Raw genomic sequence first — 22,543 nt, forward strand, 5'->3', positions numbered from 1 at the left:
TTAAGTTAATTTTGTAGAGCAAGATACTTTGATAAGGAGTGTGGAAAGATGATAGATCTCAGCAGCAAGAAAGGTAAGACACTGGTATCCAGAATAATTGTTGTGGTTCTGTGTATCGCTATGGTTGTTACACTTTTAGTTTCAGCATTCTAATAGGAAAACAGGTCGAATTGGAGAGTAGATATGAGAGGAAAGTTTGGAGAGCACCAGACGGTGCGATCGATACTTAAGAGTCTGCCACGTACTGTCCACGACGATGTGACGAGAGCCGGAATAGGAGATGACTATGCCCGGCTCTTGTTGCGTGATGGGGGTAGCGGAGACACCGGCGCAGCTAAAAGCGTGAATGTTGCGGCTGGTGTGTGCTGTGACAGCGGGTATATGGGACTCAGACTTGATATAGCGAGACTTTACAACAGTATAAGGATTGGCGGATATATGCCATGGGCGGCAGTAGATACCATAGTTATGCCTGATGACGATGAACGACGCATGAAGAAACTGCTCAGAAAGCTTGCGGGCATATGTGCGGAGTACGGCGTTGACATAGTGACGGGACATACTGAGGTGAACAGTGCTGTTGCCGAGCCAATTATAAGTTTGACAATGATGGGAATATCTGTAGGTCAGGAACATGCAGGATATGATGATTTAGACCTGTGTGGATCAAAACGACTGGCCGGTATGGACATTGTTATGTGTGGACAGACTGGCGTTGGGGGAACTTTGCAGCTCTACTATGACAATCAGAAGGAACTTTTTGAGAGATATTCGGAGAGTTATCTGAGACCTGTGGAGCAGCTCGAGCAGCTTATACTGCTTGGCGGCCAGGTTGACATAGCATTAGATCATGGCTGTATATATTCACACGACATATCGAGGGGTGGCGTATTTGCAGCTCTCTGGGAGATGGGAGATGCGCTGAAGTGCGGGCTTGAGGTATGTCATGACAATATACCGATACTTCAGGAGACAATAGAGATATGTGAGCACACCGGGGATAATCCGTATATGATAGATGGTTGTGGCGCAGCACTTTTTGTGGTTCCAGACGGAGACCATCTGACTGATAAGTTATACGAGGCAGGATATGAGGCTTCAGTCATAGGCCATCTTACGGAAAAAAGCGATAGGGTTGTGGTGCACGACGACGAGAGGAGATTTCTTACACCGCCAAGGTTTTTATAGGAGGAGTAGTATGCTAAATATAGTATTACATGAGCCGGAGATCCCGGCCAATACAGGCAACATAGGAAGAACATGTGTGGCAGCAGGCGCAATACTGCATCTCATAGAGCCGCTGGGCTTCCAGATAAATGAGAAACAGCTGAAGCGTGCCGGGCTTGATTACTGGGACAAGCTGGATGTGACAACGTATGTGAATTTCGAGGATTTCCTTGCAAAGAATCCCGGAGCAAAGATATACATGGCGACAACCAAAGCCAGGAAGAAATATACAGATGTGAAGTTTGAGGATGACGCATACATCATGTTCGGCAAGGAGAGCGCGGGTATACCTGAGGAGATCCTGGTTGATTATAAGGATACATCTATCAGGATTCCGATGTTCCCAGACATTCGTTCACTGAATCTGGGCAACTCTGTGGCAATAGTGCTGTATGAAGCACTCAGACAGAATGATTTCCCAGGTCTAGAGGAAGCAGGGAATCTACATCGCCTTAGTTGGGACATGTAGTGATAGAGGGGGAATATAAATGGCGTATCCTACAAGTGGAAAAAAGATGCTGAACATATGCATTCTGGACATACTGAAGAAATATACGGACTGTGACCACACCATGGATCAGAAGGATATCATTGCGAAGCTCAAAGAGGATTATGATATAACTGTGGACAGAAAATCCGTAAAGGCAAATCTCAACTGTCTGGTGGATTATGGCTATGACATTGAGTACACCGAGACTGAGCGAGAAAAGAAGGATGGCACAAAGGAGATACTCACGTCGAACTGGTATTACAACCACGAGTTTGACGATGCAGAGCTTCGAATGATGATAGACAGTATCCTGTTCTCCAAGACCATACCGGCTGGTCAGGCAAGCCAGCTCATAGACAAGATAGCAGGTCTGTCAAATATATATTTTACAAACAAGATGACGCATGTGAGCAGTCTTCCGGGACTTGAGCACACCAGCAACAAGCAGACACTGTTCAATGTTGGCATGATAGACGATGCCATATCTGAGAAGAAGCAGATATCATTTGTGTACAATAATTATGGTGAGGACAAGAAGCTTCATCCGAGGCGGGAGGAGCCTTATGTGGTCAATCCATATCAGATGGTGGCGAATGACGGAAAGTATTACCTCATCTGCAATTACGACAAGTATGACAATCTGTCGAATTACAGAGTGGATAAGATGACACAGGTCCAGATAGTTGACAGGCCTGTGAAGAACCGCACAGAGGTAAAGGGAATGGAGCATGGACTCAACCTTCCAAAGCATATGGCTGAGCATATCTATATGTTTGCCGATGAGCCGGTGACCATAGTGATGCGTGTCAGAAAGGCTGCCATATCGGATGTGGTGGATTGGTTTGGAAGAAACTTTGATGTGGTCGATGAAAATATAGCCAGACAGTACGAAGGCTTCAGGGAGACTGAGGATGATGTAACTTACGTGCGGCTTGTGTGCAGCCGTCAGGCGATGGCGCACTGGGCGATGCAGTATGGAACCTCGGTGGAGGTCATTTATCCCACAGAGCTCAGAGCCCAGATCGGTGAGGCTGTAAAGGAAATGAATAACAAATATAATAATTAAAGAGATGGCTGTCAGTATATTTCAAAAAACTGGCAGCTTTTTTATAAAAAAAATCGCTTTTACTGCAAGAAAACACAGATTTTGATCGGAATATATATTAGAAACACACGGGGAGGTGAATGATATAGTAACTAGGAACAATTATATATCGAAGCTGAAACGGCATAATGAGAAAGCTCTGGAGTTTGTGGTTCAGGAATATGGCGGGCAGGTGAAAGCCGCTGTGTACAAGAATCTTTCGGGCATGCCGGAGGAAATTGAAGAGTGCATGGACGATGTGTTTCTGGATGTATGGAACAATATAGACAGATTTGACGAGAGCAAAGGCTCGTTCAGAAGCTGGATAACGGCAATTGCAAGATTCAGATCCATAGATTATCTGAGAAGATACAGCAGAAGATGTTCGGAGGAAGACATAGCAGACTATGAGAACAAGCTTGCAAATGACAACCTGCTGGAGATACTCAATGAGGAGATATCGGACAGCATGGAAAAGCTGCTGAGTGGTCTGTCGGATGAAGACAGGGACATCATTCTGAGGTACTACTGGGATGACCAGTGTGTAGATGAGATAGCGGAAGATTATGGGGTATCTTCATCATCTATCTACAGCAGAATGTCCAGAGCAAGAAGTCGATTGAAACAAGTATAAAGGCGGTGAATGATCATGAAAAACGGAAAAGACAGAAATGTATATGATGTTATGAACGATGTAAATGTGGACATTGAGACCATGGATATGTCGGATGAAGAGAAGGATGCCTGTGTGAAGAGGCTCAGGCACAAGGTGAAGGCGAGGGAAACCGGAAGAAATCATGGATGGAAGACGGCGGCAGCGGCAGTGGCGGCTGTTCTGATCCTGTCGGGAGGCGGACTGACATATGCAGCAGAGAACGGCTCGCTGGCATGGTTTTTTGACAGTCTGAGCAGGGAGACAGGAAGTGTTATTCCATCAAAATATGTGGACGAGAGCTACATAAATAACGAGTATAAGGGCAGTGTAAAGGTGATAACCGAGTCCGATGCAAAAGTAAGCTTTGATCTGAAGAAGGTAGCAGTGGATGGCGATCAGGTCAACATTGCGATGGTGATCACATACGATGACTTTGACACAGAAAAATATGAGAGCTTTGATGCTCAGATGCAGATAATAGAAGGCGGTGCGAACATCGTCAGTGAATATGCGGGCAGCACGGCTCCTGGCGATGGAATCTCGCTCACGAACAAGCAGACAATGTCTGATATTGTATACAAGTTAAAAAAGAAAAATGCATACAAGGTGGGGGATGTCATCACCATGAGATGTAACAGCATTACCCTGTTCAACAAAAATAAATCAAGTGATGGCGCGGTCACCTATGTAGCAGACGAGGTGGATGGCCCTTGGACCTTACAGTTTAAGGTTCAGGATGATATGCAGGGACATAGTGTGGATGTATCCGGCATAGATGGCATTGAAAAATGTACAATAAATACAAAGGGCATAACCATTGACATTGCTGAAAATGCGGCGGTCGATGATGACTCGCTGGAGAATATAATACTTGAGATGACAGACAATAAAGAATTGAAAGATGTAGTATATGGAATCGGCAAGACCGGTGATGGCGACAGCATACAGAGAATGGAGTTGAACTTCACTAAGCCGATAGATGTTTCACAGGTGAAAAATGTGTGGATAGATGGTAGGAAATGTAAAGTGAAATAAATAGAGCCGGGGTATTACAACAGAGACATTCTCTGGGGTAATACCCCGGCTTTAATATTCTGCGATATGTTATGAGTCCTTGATCCTGAATTTGCCATTGCTCTTCACGCCAGACGATGATATGTCTGTATCGGAGTGGTGTTCAGTGTGCTCGACATGCACAGGCTTGATAGGAATCTGCATATCCTTCTCCTTAGGAAGAGAGAAGATAAATTCGCTTCCCTCGCCCTCCTCGGATGTGAGGGTGATCTGCTCGCCGTGAGCCTTGATGATCTCCTTGGTTATGGCCAGTCCCAGTCCGGTTCCGGTCTTGTCCTTGCCACGGCTCGGATCCGTCTTGTAGAATCTCTCAAATACCTTCTTCTGGGCATCCTTTGGAATTCCCACGCCTTCATCCTTGACGCTTGTATATATCTTGTTGTCCTTCTCAGTCACCTGAACCCTGATCTGGCGTCCCTCAGGTGTGAACTTTATGGCGTTGTCAACCAGATTGTATATAACCTGCTGTATCTTGGTTCTGTCGGCGTATACCACTGTGTTGTCGGTGAGGAATACGCTGTCCAGGAAAATTCCCCTGTCCTTGCACCTTTTTTCAAATGTGTTGATGGTCGGTGTGATGATATCCCTGATATCGAAGTTGGACTTGTCAAGCTGCAGGTCAAATGAGTCAAAGTTGTTCAGCTCCAGAAGTCCCTGTGTCAGCTTGGTCAGTCTCTGTGCCTCATTTAACACTATGCCGAGGTACTTCTCATGCTTTTCCAGTGGAATAGTGCCGTCCAGCATGGCCTCTATGTAACCCTTGATGGATGTGAGTGGCGATCTGAAGTCATGGGATATATTTGATATAAATGACTTCCTGTACTCATTTGAACGGCTCAGCTCATCTGCCATCTCCTCCATGTATCTCGCAAGTTCGCCGAATTCGTTCTTCGCGGTCACATTTACCCTGGCATTGAAGTTACCCTGGGCGTATGACTTGGACGTCTTGATGATCTCACGTATAGGCTTGAGCAGGCTGTTTGACATGAGCATAAGCGCGATCATGGCGATCAGCATGAGGATCAGGAATGGCACAAATGTCGTTGAAAGCATCCTGCTCTTTATATCCTGCTTGAATGTCATAGGTGATGTCAGGATGATAGTTCCCATGTAATTGTTCCACGAGTAGAGAGGCTGGCCAATCACCAGAGTGTCCTCCGAGAAATAGCCGCCAAATGTATTCTCGAAGCAGAATGATGCAAACAATTCATCCGGTTCCACATAATTCTTGAGATTGTCATTTGTGCTGCTGTGTGAATCTGAATCCTTGGAAGATCCACCGGATTCACTGCTTCCTGAAGAGCTTCCCGACCTGAAAATAATGTTGCTGCGTTCATCGGTGAGCCAGATTCCCATGTCCAGGGTATCCGCCGCATGTTGAAGCTCCTTGTATAATTCCTTGCTGTCAATGGTTCCGTTGCTGTAATCAGTCATGGCGCCGTCGGCAAGCATTGTGATCTCGTTTTTCATGGTGGATTTGCGCTCTGAGAGAACAGAATTCTGTGCTGTTGATATACTGTACACCATGAGCAGTGCAAATATGATCACAACCAGCACTACGAATCCGACCACGATCTTGTCAAATGCTGTTTTCTTCATTATGATCTCCATTCAAACTTGTAGCCTATGCCCCATACAGTGGCAATGCTCCAGTTATGATTGTTGTTCAGCTTCTCACGAAGTCTCTTGATATGTACATCCACGGTCCTCGTGTCGCCCACATACTCGTATCCCCACAGCTTGTCCAGAAGCTGCTCCCTGGTGAATACCTGATTAGGCCTGCTGGCGAGGAAGTAGAGGATCTCCAGCTCCTTTGGCGGCATCTCGAGATTGTGTCCCTCAAAGGTTACAGTGTAGTTGGAGATATTTACGACCAGCCCGTCATACTCCACAAATGTACCTACATGGTCCGCACTTGTGACATCGTAAGCTGCGCTCTGTGGCTGCTTCTGTGCACTCTCAGTCATGGCTGACCTTCTGAGAAGGGCGCCGACCCTTGCCACAAGCTCATTTGAGTCAAATGGCTTGACGATATAATCATCTGCACCGATCTTAAGCCCCAGCACCTTGTCAAATACCTCACCCTTGGCAGAGAGCATGATGATAGGCGTGTTCGATGTCTTTCTTATCTCTGTACACACCTGGTAGCCGTCCATTCCCGGAAGCATGACATCCAGGAGAACCAGATCAGGCGAATATTCTTCAAATAACTGTAGAGCTTCCGTTCCGCTTGCGGCTATCTCGGTCTCATAACACTCTTTGTTGAGGTAGAGTGATATAAGCTCTGCGATGTTCTCGTCGTCGTCAACGATGAGAATATTATTTTTGCTCATATATATAACCCTCCCAGTAAATTTATAATAATATAGTTTGTAATAAATCCGAAGGCGTACACAGACTTCATTGCTGAAGCATTATTTTAGAGTTCCACTATGGTAACTCCTGCATCGCCCTCTCCGAATTCGCCAAGTCTGAAGGATTTGACATGTGGCTGTGATTTCAGGAACTGATGTATTCCCTTTCGAAGAGCACCGGTGCCCTTTCCGTGGATGATGGTGACTCTGTGCAGATGCGCCATAAGGGCATCATCAAGGAATCTATCCACAAGTGATGTGGCCTCATCGACCGTCATACCGAGTACATTTATCTCAGGCTTGATATTCATCATCCTGTTCATGCTCTTGCCACCTGTGACTGTGGCCTTCTGCGGTTTCTTCTTCTCATGCTCAACCAGCAGAAGATCAGTAGGTGGAAGAGCCGCGCTGATTATACCCATCTGGACCTTCAGCTTACCCTTGGAGTCAGCCAGTGCCATGATGGTTCCCTCGGAATCCATGCTGATAACATGTACGGTATCGCCAACCTTGAAGTCGGATGCCTTGTGGTCTGACTTTACAGTCTTGCGCTTCTCCTCGTTCATCCTGCCGAGGTCGTTGATCTTCGCGCGGAGTTTCTGTCTCTCGGCCTCCATCGCCTTGGCATCGGCCTTTGACGGGTTAGTGGTCCATTTGTTGTATTTTCTTATAGCGGCATCGGCCTCAGCCTTCGCCTCCTCTATGATCTCGGATGCCTCCTGGCGCGCCTTTGCCAGAATCTCGGATTTTTTGTCTGAGAGCTCAGAGTCTTTCATCTGTGCACGCTCCTGAAGTTGCTTTGCATCCTCCTTGAGTCTTGCAATGTCGGCTTTGTCCTGTTCAATCTCCCTCTTGCTTCTCTCAAGATCCGCAATCAGGGTCTCAAAGTCAACTGTATCGCTGTCGATATTGGCCTTGGCGCTCTCGATGATGCTATCGTCGATTCCAAGCTTCTTCGCTATGGCGAAAGCATTTGACTTTCCAGGAATACCGATCATCAGTTTATATGTCGGCTGGAGTGTTGCCACGTCAAATTCGCAGCTTGCATTCTCGACACCCGGTGTGCTCATGGCAAATGTCTTGAGCTCACTGTAGTGTGTGGTCGCCATACATCTGACACCCATGTTGTTCAGATGTGACAGGATGGCGATGGCAAGTGCTGCACCCTCTATAGGGTCCGTACCGCCGCCCAGCTCGTCGAAGAGGACCAGACTGCCTGGAGTTACGTGATCCAGTATGTACACGATGTTGCTCATGTGGGATGAGAAGGTGGACAGATTCTGTTCTATACTCTGCTCATCTCCGATATCGGCAAATACGTCGTCAAATACATTCAGTCTTGAACCGTCAAGTGCCGGAATATGAAGTCCGGACTGTCCCATGAGTGAGAAGAGTCCCAGAGTCTTAAGTGATACCGTCTTACCACCGGTGTTAGGACCGGTCACGATGAGGAGGTTGTAGTCCTCACCCAGTTTGATGTCCACAGGTACGACGGTGTGCTTCTCCAGCAGCGGATGTCTTCCCTGCTTTATATCGACAATCCCATCGGTGTTGAATATCGGTTCGGTTCCCTTGTAGCTTCTTGCAAATGATGCCCTTGCGAATATAAAGTCCAGTTCTGCCAGAGTGTCGAAGTCGTATTTGATATATTCTATCTCAGCCGCTGTCTGGGCGGAGAGTGATTCAAGTATCTTCTCGATCTCGGCAAGCTCCTGATTGTCCAGCTCCTTCAGCTCGTTGTTCAGGTTCACGATGGCCATAGGTTCGATGAACACTGTGGCACCGGTTGACGACTGGTCGTGTATCATACCGGGAAAATGGTTCTTGTACTCGGCTTTGACCGGTATACAGTATCTGCCATTTCTCATGGTTACCAGGTTATCCTGGAACATGGTCTGCTTGCTGGTATCGCTGACAAGCTTTGCAAGCTGGTTGTGCAGCTTTTCATTTGTCAGGCGCTTGTTCCTTCTCACTGCCTTGAGACCTGATGAAGCGTCATCGGCGAATTCGTTTTCAGAAATTATGCATCTGTGAATCTCCCTGGAGAGATGCTCCAGTGGCATGAGCTCCAGAAATCTCGTACGCAGGCTGTCCGGGCACGTGGTGCCATCCGGGTTCATGCTGAGCCCGAGCATCTTGTTGGAAGCTTTCTCTTCCTCGATCTGCTCTTGACTGCGCCTTCTCGTATCGGTCATGCTGGTGCCCTCGTTCTCGCCGTATCTCTTGGCGGTGGCTGCCAGGTCAAGCATGCTGGCCACATCAAGCAGCTCAGCGGTGGTGAGGATACCCTCGACCTCAAGTCTCTTGAGTGAAGCGCCGATATCCTTGAGCCCTGCAAATGACAGATTGCCCTGGGTGTTCAGACGCCTTAAGGCATCCCTTGTCTCCTGCTGAAGAGCCTCGATCATGGCGAGATCCTTGCGGGGCTTTATGCGCTGACACTTCCTCTTCGCCATGGGTGATGAGGCAAATGTTGTCAGCATCTCAACTATTTTGTTGTATTCTATAACTCTTAATGTTCTTAGATTCATTTTCTGTGTTCCTTATTATTTAACTTTTTATTTTATAGTGCTTATGTAAATTCGTTTATATAAATATGTTCATACAAATGCAGATTTGTAAAATTCATATGCACGGGCATGAATCTTGTGATCATATGATGAATAGGATCAGTGTTTAACTCGATAAGTGCATGAAAAGCATAATTAAATATACATAAAGTCTCTAATTCTACACATACATAATTGATTATACCCCTTATAATTATAGAGCGTCAACATATTGCAGGTGTAGAAATAGGCACATTTTCCCTGATTAATTCAGCGGCTGTGGTTGCGGGAGAAACACAAAGCTGATATTATAAAATACAGTTTGATCTGGGAAAAATAAAGCGATATATGACTTAAGACAAAGAGAGTTACGTATTACAAAAAGAAGAGGAGAAGACAGGTTATGAAAGAGTTATTGCAGTTTTTGTTGGGGATAGTATTGATGATAGCAGGCGGTGTGATGTTTCTTAAGAATGTCGTCGTGTCCGACTGGGGACTTTTAAGTTCACTGTTTCGTATAGGTGGTGGTGTGAATATTGGAGGAATCTTTATTGTCCTGCTGGTCATCGCATTTATCGCACTTCTGGTTAAGCCGAACATGGGAACAGGACTTGTGTTCACAGGACTTTGTATAGCATTCTTTGTATGCATCATAATCTCACTGAATGTTTCACTGAGATATATGTCAGGACTTGAGCTCACACTGATCCTTGGAACACTTTGCGTGGGAATAGCATTTGTCATCAAGGGGCTGTTTGGAGTGAGAAAGCTTGACAGGGAAGAATCACGGAAGAATGGGAAGGCTGCTTCAGATAAGCTTCATGAGTATGATAAGATGTGATGTGGGGGAATATAGTAATATAGGCGGTTGTGGAAATGTTCAGTAAATACTGGATTTTCACAACCGCCTATTGTATTCTTATATATGATTAAAATTAAAGCATACAATAATAATTAAACATAGAAAGAGGAAAAGAGAAATGGTATTTATAACAGATTTCAATGAAGGCGACATGATATCAAATGTCTATCTCTGCAAGAACAAGCAGACAGGAACTACAAAATCAGGAAAGACATATTACAACCTGGAGCTTGTGGATAAGACAGGAAGTATAGCCGGAAAGGTCTGGGAGCTGAGCAATGCGATAGGACACTTTGAGTCAAAGAACTTTATCAAGGTGGATGGTCAGGTCACATCATTTAACAATGAGCTTCAGCTCAATATCAAGAAGATTCGTATTGCAGATGAGGGAGAATACTCAGAGGCTGATTATATGCCGTGTACCAAGAAAGATATAGAGCAGATGTACAAGGATCTTATGGCTCTCGTGGAATCACTCGACAAGGATTATTACAAGGTGCTTCTGAAGAAATTCTTCGCCGAGGATCCTGCATTTGTCAAGGAATTCAAGAATCATTCAGCGGCAAAATCTATACACCATGGATACATAGGAGGCTTACTTGAGCACTCACTGGCAGTTGCAAAGATGTGTGACTACTACACCACATATTATCCGGTGCTCAACAGGGATCTGCTGATTACAGCGGCACTTCTCCACGACATTGGCAAGGTCTACGAGATCTCCAAGTTCCCTGAGAACGACTACACAGACGCAGGTCAGCTTCTGGGACACATAGTCATGGGAACGATGATGATCCGCGATAAGATCAATACCATAGACAATTTCCCTGCCAAGGCGGCAAATGAGCTGGAGCACTGCATACTGGCTCACCACGGGGAGCTTGAGTACGGCTCACCAAAGAAGCCGGCACTCATCGAGGCTCTGGCACTGTCCATGGCGGACAACACAGACGCCAAGATTCAGACATTTATCCAGGAGCTGGATGCGGCAAAGGACAACAATGGCTGGCTGGGCTTCAACAGAGCTCTCCAGTCCAACATCCGAAAGACGTCGGATAATTAATAACGGCAATAGGAAGAGAGATAGTATATGTCAGATATTAGGAACAATAGGAGACCTAAGAACAATAGACGAGTAAATGGTGTGCAGAGAAAAAATACCATGGAGGCAGTGAATAGTGCAAGTTCAGTTGTTAGAACATCCGGAACGGATGCGGCAAATACTGGTGAAGTCACACTTGTCAAAAATGAGGATTATCAGGTGCTCATCGAGGACATGGGCAATGAAGGAGAGGGCATTGGACACGTTCAGGGCATGACTGTATTTGTCAAGGATGCCGTGGTGGGCGATCTGGCGGAGGTGAAGATCGTCAAGGTGAAGAAGAACATAGCCTACGGAAGATTGATGAAGCTCATCACACCATCGCCATACCGCGTGGAGCCGGTGTGCGACAAGGCGAAACGATGCGGCGGATGCACCATGCAGCAGGTTTCCTATGAGCAGCAGCTCGAATACAAGTGGAACAAGGTGAAGAACTGTCTGCAGAGGATCGGCAAGATGGAGAACGTGGAAGCCATCATGGAAAAGCCAGCCTACGGCATGAACAATCCATTCCACTACAGGAATAAGGCCCAATTCCCTGTCGGCAGAGACAAGAACGGCAATGTTGTCATCGGATTCTACGCAGGAAGAAGCCACGACATCATAGACACAGAGAGCTGTGCCATCGGTGCACCTGTGAATGACCAAATAGTTGCTATCGTCAGAAGCTTCATTGAGGACAATCACATATCGACCTACGACGAGGAGACTGGAAGAGGTCTGGTCAGACATATCCTTATCAGAGTTGGATTTACCACCAAGGAGATCATGGTGTGTCTGGTGACAAATGGCAATAAGCTTCCGCACAGTGAGATTTTGATAGATGAACTGGTTAAGATAGACGGCATGACATCCATTTGCCTGAATGTCAACATGGAGAATACGAACCGTATACTCGGTGATAAGTGCATAACCCTCTGGGGACAGTCATACATCACGGACTATATCGGTGACATCAAATATCAGATATCCCCATTGTCCTTCTATCAGGTAAATCCTGTCCAGACAAATGTCCTGTACAACAAGGCTTTGGAGTATGCGGATCTGTCAGGCGACGAGACTGTGTGGGATATGTACTGCGGAATAGGAACCATATCCTTGTTCCTCGCACAGAAGGCAAAGAAGGTATACGGAGTGGAGATCGTTCCACAGGCTATAGATGATGCAAGACACAACGCCGAGATCAACGGGATCACAAATGCCGAGTTCTTTGTCGGCAAGGCAGAGGAAGTCGTTACAGATATATATAAGAAAGGTGGCGACGGCTCCCACGCGGACGTCGTGGTCGTAGACCCACCACGAAAGGGCTGTGATCAGGTTCTTCTGGATACTCTGGTCCATATGGCGCCGGAACGTATCGTCTACGTGAGCTGCGACCCGGCAACCCTGGCTAGGGATGTGAAAATACTTCAGGAGAAGGGGTATGTGGCGAAGAAGGTGGCGGTCGTGGATCAGTTTTGCCATAGCGGGCATGTGGAGACGGTGGTATTGATGTCAAAGGTGAACCCAGGCAAGTAAGAATAATGTGGTAAATTAAAGGCTTTTCAGAGAGCTATCGTTAATGAGTACAATTAGCTTCTGGAAAGCCTTTATTTTTATGTGAAGTAATGACTTTGTGGAAACTGGTCCATAATGTAGGGTTGACACTAGGGGATAGATAACAAGGAAAAATGAACCCTGGGGTTCATCTTATAACGATAAGAAAAGTGAAAAAACAGCGGCTGGAGAAGTTTCCGGCCGCTGCACGTCATTAACGATAATTCTTATTGTAGAGCTCTTTTGCGTATGACTGCATCTTTTTCACATAATCATATGCCTGGCTCTTTCCCTTTTTCAAGTCGACCTGCTTCAGAGCATTACTGATCTGTGGATCGTCCATCAGAAGAGAGAAGATTGCTTTAGCTTCTGGATACTTAAGAGACACCTCATTGATGAGATCGTCGATCATCATAAGACTGAGAACTGAACTTTCAGTTGAAGTGTTATCTGTTGCCTCCCAGCCGCTGCGATTAGTATTGTCGTCGCTGTTATCATCCATAAACTTGTCTAATGAAATATAGCGAGAGAGGTACTGGTCCTTTTCAGGACGTTCGCACCCTTCACATTTATTGCACTTAGGGCAGCGGATGTATTCGCCTTTGGAATTAAGAATTAAGCATCTTTTTTTGCGAGTCGATTCAAGATACGCATCTTTTTCTTTCCAGAATCTTTCCATGTAGGATTCGACCTGGTTCTTAGGGATAGCTGTGAAACCTACAAGAATCTTTCTACCGCGAATATTCCAGGTTTCGAAGTTATCTTCGATAATTCCTTCATTACGCTTGCGAATACCGTCTCTAATATCCTGATGGTAATTCTTTAAAACTTCATGTGCTAAGAATGGAACCAATGCCTCATTCTCTTTTGTTGCTACACCGTCGTAGCTGCGTTTGTTACTGTAATCGTAATTTTTCTCTGCCATGTGGCTTTCCTCCTTGGGTTGACACGGAGGAAATTCCACATGTGCGATACCTGAATATAGTTGGCCATTGCCATAGCGAGTTTCCTCCTATTGGTTGGCCAGCTTGTCCTATTCAGCTGGTTTGGTTATTTAGTTGTTCATCAGAGTCAGATAGGACCGTTCTTGATCAGGGAACGCATCGTCTGATGATGGGGGCTTAACCCTTGATTGCATGATACAGCAAACGTTAAAAATGCCCGTTGAAGAAAGTTCAACGGGCTAAGAGGCGAAGAATGGAGCTTTTCTGAAGCTAAAAGACATAATTCTGTATGAAATTAAGATGTAAATGTTGAAGAAAGTTCACCAAAAATATTTTTCTAAATTGATAGCACCACGCAAACATATACAAACTTATACAAACGATTGAAATTTGACACAAAATAATATATAATAAAAAATTGGATTAGTATATTTAGGAAAGGAGAACCTATGACTACTACCAATAATGAAGAAAAATGGATTGGAACAAATGAAGCTGCAGAATTTCTAGGAGTAAAGCCGGCAACAATTCGGGATTGGATTCGTAAAGGTAAGAATATTCCAAGAAAAAAAATTGGTAAGGCGTGGAAGTTCAAATATTCTGAACTTGAGGAATGGGCTCGAAGTGGTAAAGCTGCAAATAATTAAACAATCACGCAACTTAGCGGCAGGAGGTAAAAATAGATGAATAAACAACAATTAGCATCTACTATTTGGCAGTCAGCCAATCAGATGAGATCAAAGATAGAGGCAAATGAATATAAGGACTATATTCTTGGATTTATGTTCTATAAATATCTTTCAGATCGTGAAATTTCTTTCCTGAAAGGAGAAAAATATTCTGACGAGGATATTAAAAAAGTGACAGCAGATGACGAGAAACTTGTGAAGCACATTAGTGAGAATATTGGATATTTTATTGCTTATGAGGACTTATTCTCATCATGGCTTTCTAAAGGCGATGATTTTGATGTATCTGATGTAAGAGATGCATTGAGTAATTTTGATGCCAATATCGAACCGACATATAAGAAATTATTTGAGAATATATTTAAGACGTTGCAGAGTGGCCTTTCAAAGTTAGGTGAAACATCAACAAAGCAGACCAAATCAATAAAGGCGCTTCTTAAACTAATAAAAAGAATTCCGATGGATGGAAAGCAAGACTATGATGTTTTAGGGTTTATTTATGAGTATCTCATCAGCATGTTTGCAGCTAACGCTGGAAAGAAAGCAGGAGAGTTTTATACACCACATGAAGTTTCAGTGTTGATGTCTGAAATTGTGGCCAACCATCTTAAGGATAGAGAGCATATTAAAATCTATGATCCTACATCAGGTTCAGGCTCATTGCTCATTAATATTGGAGCATCTATGGCTCAATATATCGAAGGCGAGAACAAGATTGATTATTATGCGCAAGAATTGAAGGAGAATACCTATAACTTAACTCGTATGAATTTGGTTATGCGAGGAATTAATCCAGCTAATATCAATGTTAGAAACGGCGATACTTTGGAAGATGACTGGCCATTTTTTGAAACAGATGAAAACAAAGACGAGACATATTCGTTAGTTAAAGTTGATGCAGTAGTTTCAAATCCTCCATATTCACAGAAATGGGATCCGAAGAATAAAGAATTTGATCCTAGATTTAAAGAATTTGGAGTTGCACCAAAGGCAAAAGCAGATTATGCATTTTTACTTCACGAACTCTATCATTTAGAGGATGATGGAATTATGACTATTGTATTGCCACATGGTGTTTTATTTAGAGGCGGAGAAGAAGAAAAGATACGTGAGACTTTGATTGAGCGAAACCATATAGAGGCAATTATTGGTTTACCAGCTAATATTTTCTTTGGAACTGGTATACCTACAATTATTATGGTTTTGAAAAGAATAAGAGCAGATTCAGATGTCTTGATTATTGATGCATCAAAAAAATATGAGAAGGTCGGCAAAAATAATAAATTACGTGCAAGAGACATTCGTGAAATAGTTGATACCTTGAAGGCTAGAAAATCTGTGACAAAATTTTCAAAATTAGTTACAAAGGAAGAGATACGGGAAAATGAATATAATTTGAATATTCCGAGATATGTTGATTCATCTGATGATGAAGAACCATGGGATATCCATTCCATTATGTTTGGCGGAATTCCTAATATGGAAATAGAAGGTCTTCATAAGTATTGGGATGCGTTTCCGGGGCTACGAGAGGAAATTTTTAGTGCTCTTTCAGCTAATTATTCTAGAGTTATAGTAGATGATGTAGAAAGTGCGGTATCTAATTTTGTATCTGTCTCTGATTATATTGCAAAATATCATTATATTTTCAGGGGATTTGGAGAGCATTTAAAGGATTGCTTGATAGAAGATATCCTTGATGTTAATGCTCAAAGTCTTAAAGAAGATGTATGTACAGATATTTTTAGTAGAACGTCAAATATTAAATTAGTTGATCAATACAAGGCATTTCAGATTCTATCTGAAAATTGGGAGACAATCACTTCAGATTTAGAAATGATCCAGGGAGAGGGATTTGATGCTATATTCCAGGTTGATCCTAATATGGTAGTAAAGAAAATGAAGGAAGATGAGGATGAGGTAACTGAAGTACAGGAAGGCTGGAAAGGTCATATTTTACCATTTGAGCTTGTACAAGAAGTATTCCACTGCGAACAATTATCTGAAATAAAATCAAATGAAAATAGATTAGTGGAAATTGATGGCTACTATACTGAAATACTAGAGTCACTCGAAGAGGATGAACTTGAACTGCAGATTACAAATGAGGACAAGAATGCCTTCGTCGGAAAAGAAGTGAAGGCATATGTTGTAGAGGCGTTGGCTGATGTTGAAAGCCCTGAAATCAATGCATTGAAGGACTATTTAAAGATTTCATCTAAGAAAGAAAAACTTGCTTATATTGAAGAAAGAAAAGTGGTTGATTGGAACACAATGGCTGCAAATAAGGATGGTACATTTGGAAAACCTGCAGTAAATGCAAGAATTTTACAATTGCAGATGGATTATGAATTTCCAGAAGAATCACTAGAGGCGAAAATGAAGCAGGTCATGCTTTTGATGGATGAAGAGAGTGATTTGAAGAAAAAACTCAAAAATCAGAAAGTAGAGCTAGAAAATGAAACAATAGATAAAATTAAGAGTCTCGAAGAGGATGAAGCACTATATCTTCTTGAGTTGAAATGGATAAGACCAATTTTATCTGGACTAGAGACATTACCAGCGGATGTTATTTCTTCGCTTATTTCAGAAGTGAAAAAATTAAATACAAAATATGCAACTACATATAGTGATATTGAGGTAAAGAAAGAATCTGCAGCTGGTTCTCTTATTCAGATGATTGATGGTTTATCTGGTAGCAAAGATGATCTTGATGGCCTGGCAGAATTTAAGAAGTATATGGGGGTAAAAAATGAAAAAGTATAATAAAACACCTAAACTTCGTTTTTCTGGATATACTGACGATTGGGAACAGCGTAAGCTCGGAGAACTGGCTGATATAGTTGGTGGCGGAACGCCGAGTACAGGCGTTTCAGATTATTGGGATGGTGATATTGATTGGTATGCTCCTGCTGAAATCGCAGAGCAAATATATCTCACTTCGAGCCAGCGAAAGATAACTGAAGAAGGATATAATCACAGTTCAGCAAAAATGCTGCCTGTTGGGACTGTGTTGTTTACCTCCCGTGCCGGAATAGGAAAAACCGCTATTTTGACCCAAAAAGGCTGTACTAATCAAGGTTTTCAATCCATAGTTCCGCACAAGAGCGAATTAGATTCATACTTTATTTTCTCAAGAACAGAGGAATTAAAACAGTACGGAGAAACAGTCGGAGCTGGCTCAACTTTCGTTGAGGTGTCAGGAAAACAAATGGCGAATATGGAACTGATGATGCCGAAAACAATGGCAGAGCAAAAGACCATTGGTCAATATTTCGCCAACCTCGACAATCTTATCACCCTTCACCAGCGTAAGCTTGAGAAGTTACAGAACATGAAGAAATCATGCTTGCAAAAGATGTTCCCTAGGGATGGTGCTACTGTTCCTGAAATAAGGTTTTCTGAATTCCAGGGAGATTGGGAGGAACGAACACTTGGTTCGTGCTTTGAAGAGCGATTAGAAAGCTTACCAGACGGAGAATTACTATCAGTTACAATTGGTTCAGGAATAAAGAAGTTTTCTGAACTAGATCGCCACGACAATTCAAATACTGACAAATCTAAATACAAAAGAGTTTGTATTGGTGATATTGCTTATAACTCAATGAGAATGTGGCAAGGAGCAAGTGGGCGTTCACCATACGAAGGTATTGTAAGTCCTGCATATACTGTAGTAAAGCCAATAGGAGATATAGACACTCAGTTCTTTGCTTATATGTTTAAGAAGAAAGAGATAATTCATCTTTTTGAAATTAACTCACAAGGACTAACATCCGACACTTGGAACTTAAAATATCCAGCATTCAGTAAAATTGTGGTTAGAGTTCCTAGGAATGTGGAAGAGCAAAGTAGGATTGCTAGATTTTTGTTGGAGCTCGATGAGCTCATTTCATGTACTGAGCAAGAAATTGAGATTACGAAAAGAATGAAAAAAGGATGTCTTCAGAAGATGTTCGCATAAGGAGGGATAGACTTGTCAGATATTATTTTTAATGAAGAAAAGGACTTTGAAGAAGCTGTCATAAAAGCCCTCATTGAGCATGGATGGGAATCGGATGTTATTAGATATCCATCTGAAGAAGATTTAATTCAGAATTGGGCGAACATATTATTCAATAATAATAAGCAGGGAACGCGATTGAATGATCAGCCATTAACTTCCGGAGAAATGGCTCAGATTTTAGACCAGGTAAGAAATCTACAATCGCCAATGGCCCTAAATGAGTTCATCAATGGGCGTAGTATATCTATTACCCGTGATAACCCTAATGACCCGATTCATCTGGGCAAAGAGATTTCTCTAAAAATTTATGATCGCCAGGAAATTGCATTAGGACAGAGTAGATATCAGATTGTTCAGCAGCCGAAGTTTAAAACAAAATCACCTATTCTCAACAGCAGAAGAGGTGACTTAATGTTGTTAATTAATGGTATGCCTGTCATTCATCTGGAACTAAAACGCAGCGGAATTCCGGTTAGTGAGGCATATAATCAAATAGAAAAATATTCACATGAAGGTGTATTTAGAGGTATTTTTTCTCTAGTACAGATCTTTGTGGCAATGCAACCTAAGGAATCCGTATATTTTGCAAATCCGGGAGAAAAGGGCGTGTTCAACAAGGCCTTTTATTTTCATTGGGCTGATTTCAATAACAATCCTATAAATGAATGGTACACGTTCATTAAAAAGTTTTTATCTATTCCAATGGCACATATGCTAATTGGCTTCTATACGATTGCAGATACTGATGAGGGCATATTAAAAGTTATGAGAAGTTATCAGTATTATGCGGCAGTCGGAATTGCTAATATTGTTGCGGAGAAAAAGAGTCACTGGGATGATAAGAAGCAGCTCGGTGGTCATGTGTGGCATACAACTGGTAGTGGTAAAACCATGACTAGCTTTAAAGCTGCTCAGCTCGTTGCTGCTAATCATGATGCAGATAAAGTGGTTTTTCTGGTTGATAGAAAAGAATTAGGAATACAGTCACTTAAGGAGTACCGTTCATTTGCTACAGGAACAGAATCTGTTCAGGCAACGGAAAATACAGATATTTTAATGTCGAAATTAAAGAGCCCAGATTCTGATAATACCTTGATTGTTACATCAATCCAGAAGTTGAGTAATATCGCAAGGGAAGACGTGGCTAATATAGAGGCAGATTTAAAAATTGTTCAGCGTAAGAGAATGGTTATCATCATTGATGAGTGCCACCGTTCTACGTTTGGAGATATGCTTGCAGATATAAAAAACACGTTCAAAAATGCATTGATCTTTGGATTTACTGGAACACCTATTCAAGACTTAAATGCAAAAAAAGACAGTACAACGCCGACAATATTTGGTGATGAGATTCATAGATATACTCTAGGTGATGGAATCAGGGATAAAAATGTTCTTGGCTTCGATCCATATATGGTGCGCATTTATGACGATGCTGATCTGCGAGAGAAGGTTGCACTTAGTAAAGCCAAAGCAAAAGACCCAGAGGATGCTTTTAGCGATCCTAAAAAGGAAAAAGTATATCTCAAATACATGGATTCATCTCAAATCAAGATGTACGGAGAACTGGTAAATGGAAAATATGTAAAAGGCATAGAAGATTTTGTGCCTAATGAGCAGTACCAAACAGATGAGTATGTTGATGGCGTAATACAGGATATAAAAAAGAAATGGATGCTATACAGTAGAAATAGAAAGTTTCATGCTATTTTTGCGACCAGCAGTATTCCAGAAGCAGTTAAATATTATAGATTGATGGTCAAAGCTTTTCCTGACTTATTCATCACCGCAATGTTTGATCCTACTATTGATAATGAAGGTGGTGGAAGTTTAGAGAAGGAAGATGGAATTGTTGAAATCTTGGAAGCTTATAATAAGCACTTCAATCAGAAGTATACGATTCCAACGTATGATAAATTTCGTAAGGAAGTCAGCCTAAGATTGGGCCATAAAAAACCATTTGATAGTATTGGTAAGGATGAGCAAATTGATATTCTTATTGTAGTGAATCAAATGCTTACTGGATTTGATTCCAAGTTTGTAAATACATTATATCTGGATAAGATGATGGAGTATGAAAACCTCATCCAGGCCTTTTCGCGTACAAACAGACTTTACAATATGGCTGAGAAGCCTTTTGGAATTATCAAATACTATCGTAGACCAAATACAATGGAGAAGAATATTGAAGCGGCTGTAAAGGCATATTCAGGTGATGTCCCTACAGGATTGTTTGTTGATAAATTGCCTAACAATCTAAGGAATATGAATGTTCTTTTCCAAAGTATAGAACAGATATTCAAAAATGCAGGTATTGTTAATTTTGAAAAGTTGCCTGCTGATAATGCAGCGATAGGAAAGTTTGCAAAGGAATTTAATAAATTTGTGAATCATCTTGAAGCGGCTATTATACAAGGGTTTACTTGGAATAAGAATTCTTATCCGGATGAGGATCAGAATGAAGATGCTATAAAAATGCTAATCGATGAACAGACATACCTGACATTATTAGCTAGATATAAAGAGATAACTCGTGGTGGCGGTGGTGGAGCCGGTGGAGATGTTCCGTATGAAATAGATGTTCATATTACAGAATATGATACCGGAAAGATCGACGCAAATTACATGAATTCGAATTTTGATAAGTATGTCAAGCTGATTCAAGGTGATAGCGATCCAGGAGTTGTCGATGCGGCACTGAAGGAATTACATAGATCATTTTCGATGCTTTCACAGGAAGAGCAGCGCTATGCAGAAAGGTTTATTCATGCAGTAGAAAGTGGTCAGGCAAAATTAGTTCCAGGCAAAACGTTTAGAGATTATATTACTGATTATATGAAGGCAGATGAGCATGCACGAATTAATCGTGTTGTTAGACGTCTTGGATGTTACTATGCTTTGCTTAAAGAATTGCTAGATCGTCACGCAACTCCAAGTAACATTGATGATCGAGGAACATTTACTGAGCTAAAAAAATCAGTTAATAAGACAAAGGCAGAGAACTTTTTTAGATTGGTATTTAAGGATGACTATGTTCCGTTACGATTACCAATTTACAGCGAGAATTACTTACGTGATTTTATTTTCTCTGGCGGAAAAGATCCGTATTTAAATGTGATTGAAGTAGAACAGACTTCTGCATATACACCTGATGATGCTAGAGAATACAATAAACCTAAAGTGGTAGTTGTTAAGCTCACAGATAATGATTATGTCGGTAGAGAGATAAGAACTTCGGTCAGTTACAAGACCTTAGAAAACTGGTATTCAGAAAGCAACGCTGTAAAAAGTGTTATTGAGTCAGAATGTTTTGCGTATGTGGAAGATAAACTTTGCGTTGCTACATCGGAATGCTTGGAACGTACTGATGACGGAAAAATAAGATTAACTGAATATGCAAAGACACATGAAGAAGAATGTTTCTTACAATTCATTGTGGATGAAAAAGATGGAACATTGCATTATGTGAAACTTCCAAAATCAAAGGCAGATGAAGCATTTAATTATAATGACGCTATAACAGAGGATTTGTTATCTCAGTATGGGCTAGTAAATGAAATGTCAAAAGAGATGTTAAATGCAATTGACGGTGAAGAATTTGGATCAGCACTTGATATCCTAATGGATAAACATATCTGTAATTATTCAGCAAGACTTTTAAGAAGTATTACAGGTTTGGATAACAGAACAATAAGTAACATGAAGAAGGGTGAAAATCTTACTAAGTCAAATGTGATATCTGCGTGTTTAGGTATACATATTCCGTTTAGAGTTAGTAACCATATGCTTAGTCTTGCTGATTTGACGTTGAATATGACTTCCAAAGGTCAAGTGGGCGATGACAATGAAACATATGATATGCTTCTTCATTTAAAATGGACGACTGATTATGATGATATTTATGAAGAATTGAAAGTTCAATCAAAAGATCATCTAATTCACCAGCCGCCAGTAAAAAAGTAGAATATCAACGA

The 22,543-nt window shown here is 42.2% G+C and carries 16 protein-coding genes; 12 read left to right on the plus strand and 4 right to left on the minus strand.

All coding sequences use genetic code 11. The features are described 5' to 3' along the window. Window positions 1-183: 183 nt before the first annotated feature. The 5 genes from OCV54_RS11330 to OCV54_RS11350 all read left to right on the plus strand — a co-directional run bounded on the left by OCV54_RS11330 (window position 184) and on the right by OCV54_RS11350 (window position 4,491). On the plus strand, window positions 184-1,188 hold the full coding sequence (locus tag OCV54_RS11330; RefSeq protein ID WP_055224058.1) for an AIR synthase family protein: 1,005 nt from the start codon (window positions 184-186) through the stop codon (window positions 1,186-1,188). 10 nt (window positions 1,189-1,198) lie between these two features. Beyond that, the gene (locus tag OCV54_RS11335) at window positions 1,199-1,696 is read left to right on the plus strand and encodes a tRNA (cytidine(34)-2'-O)-methyltransferase (RefSeq protein ID WP_055224060.1); all 498 of its coding nucleotides are present in this window, start codon (window positions 1,199-1,201) and stop codon (window positions 1,694-1,696) included. Between the two features lie 19 nt (window positions 1,697-1,715). Further along, window positions 1,716-2,783, plus strand: a complete 1,068-nt coding sequence (locus OCV54_RS11340; protein ID WP_055224063.1) for a WYL domain-containing protein — start codon at window positions 1,716-1,718, stop codon at window positions 2,781-2,783. A 115-nt stretch (window positions 2,784-2,898) separates the two neighbouring features. Next, complete coding sequence (locus tag OCV54_RS11345; RefSeq protein WP_055224066.1) at window positions 2,899-3,435, plus strand: sigma-70 family RNA polymerase sigma factor; 537 nt, start codon at window positions 2,899-2,901, stop codon at window positions 3,433-3,435. Window positions 3,436-3,450: 15 nt separating this feature from the next. Next, entirely contained in the window at window positions 3,451-4,491 is a 1,041-nt protein-coding gene (locus OCV54_RS11350) for a hypothetical protein (protein ID WP_055224068.1), read from the plus strand. A gap of 69 nt (window positions 4,492-4,560) precedes the next feature. On the opposite strand, the gene OCV54_RS11355 is transcribed toward OCV54_RS11350, so the two are convergent. The 3 genes from OCV54_RS11355 to OCV54_RS11365 form a co-directional block, all read right to left on the minus strand. Further along, window positions 4,561-6,129 carry a HAMP domain-containing sensor histidine kinase gene (locus OCV54_RS11355; protein WP_242859649.1) on the minus strand — a complete coding sequence of 523 codons (1,569 nt, stop codon included), beginning with the start codon at window positions 6,127-6,129 and terminating at the stop codon, window positions 4,561-4,563. Continuing rightward, the gene (locus OCV54_RS11360; protein WP_015534659.1) at window positions 6,129-6,863 is read right to left on the minus strand and encodes a response regulator transcription factor; all 735 of its coding nucleotides are present in this window, start codon (window positions 6,861-6,863) and stop codon (window positions 6,129-6,131) included. Before OCV54_RS11360 ends, OCV54_RS11355 begins: the two co-directional genes overlap by 1 nt. Before the next feature lie 86 nt (window positions 6,864-6,949). Continuing rightward, entirely contained in the window at window positions 6,950-9,415 is a 2,466-nt protein-coding gene (locus tag OCV54_RS11365; protein ID WP_055224072.1) for an endonuclease MutS2, read from the minus strand. Between the two features lie 421 nt (window positions 9,416-9,836). Here OCV54_RS11365 and OCV54_RS11370 point away from each other — a divergent pair, with 421 nt between their 5' ends. From OCV54_RS11370 to rlmD, 3 genes are all read left to right on the plus strand, one after another. Then, the gene (locus OCV54_RS11370; protein WP_022216954.1) at window positions 9,837-10,274 is read left to right on the plus strand and encodes a hypothetical protein; all 438 of its coding nucleotides are present in this window, start codon (window positions 9,837-9,839) and stop codon (window positions 10,272-10,274) included. A gap of 139 nt (window positions 10,275-10,413) precedes the next feature. Continuing rightward, entirely contained in the window at window positions 10,414-11,358 is a 945-nt protein-coding gene (locus OCV54_RS11375; RefSeq protein ID WP_022216953.1) for a 3'-5' exoribonuclease YhaM family protein, read from the plus strand. Between the two features lie 27 nt (window positions 11,359-11,385). Then, entirely contained in the window at window positions 11,386-12,915 is a 1,530-nt protein-coding gene (gene rlmD, locus OCV54_RS11380; protein ID WP_082431325.1) for a 23S rRNA (uracil(1939)-C(5))-methyltransferase RlmD, read from the plus strand. Window positions 12,916-13,147: 232 nt separating this feature from the next. Here rlmD and OCV54_RS11385 read toward each other — a convergent pair whose 3' ends face one another. Next, window positions 13,148-13,858: a hypothetical protein gene (locus OCV54_RS11385; RefSeq protein WP_055224074.1), complete on the minus strand. Its 711-nt coding sequence runs from the start codon at window positions 13,856-13,858 to the stop codon at window positions 13,148-13,150. Between the two features lie 468 nt (window positions 13,859-14,326). On the opposite strand from OCV54_RS11385, the gene OCV54_RS11390 reads away from it, so the two are divergent. The 4 genes from OCV54_RS11390 to OCV54_RS11405 are packed head-to-tail and all read left to right on the plus strand — an operon-like array spanning window position 14,327 to window position 22,532. Beyond that, window positions 14,327-14,524: a helix-turn-helix domain-containing protein gene (locus OCV54_RS11390; protein WP_055224076.1), complete on the plus strand. Its 198-nt coding sequence runs from the start codon at window positions 14,327-14,329 to the stop codon at window positions 14,522-14,524. 36 nt (window positions 14,525-14,560) lie between these two features. Continuing rightward, window positions 14,561-17,332, plus strand: a complete 2,772-nt coding sequence (locus OCV54_RS11395; RefSeq protein ID WP_055224078.1) for a type I restriction-modification system subunit M — start codon at window positions 14,561-14,563, stop codon at window positions 17,330-17,332. Next, window positions 17,319-18,527 carry a restriction endonuclease subunit S gene (locus OCV54_RS11400; protein ID WP_055224080.1) on the plus strand — a complete coding sequence of 403 codons (1,209 nt, stop codon included), beginning with the start codon at window positions 17,319-17,321 and terminating at the stop codon, window positions 18,525-18,527. The genes OCV54_RS11395 and OCV54_RS11400 overlap by 14 nt, the downstream gene beginning before the upstream one ends. Window positions 18,528-18,539: 12 nt before the next feature. Then, window positions 18,540-22,532 carry a type I restriction endonuclease subunit R gene (locus tag OCV54_RS11405; protein ID WP_242859650.1) on the plus strand — a complete coding sequence of 1,331 codons (3,993 nt, stop codon included), beginning with the start codon at window positions 18,540-18,542 and terminating at the stop codon, window positions 22,530-22,532. Window positions 22,533-22,543: the final 11 nt, after the last annotated feature.

The sequence above is a fragment of the Coprococcus aceti genome (assembly GCF_025567285.1).
GTDB classification, from domain to species: domain Bacteria; phylum Bacillota; class Clostridia; order Lachnospirales; family Lachnospiraceae; genus Coprococcus; species Coprococcus aceti.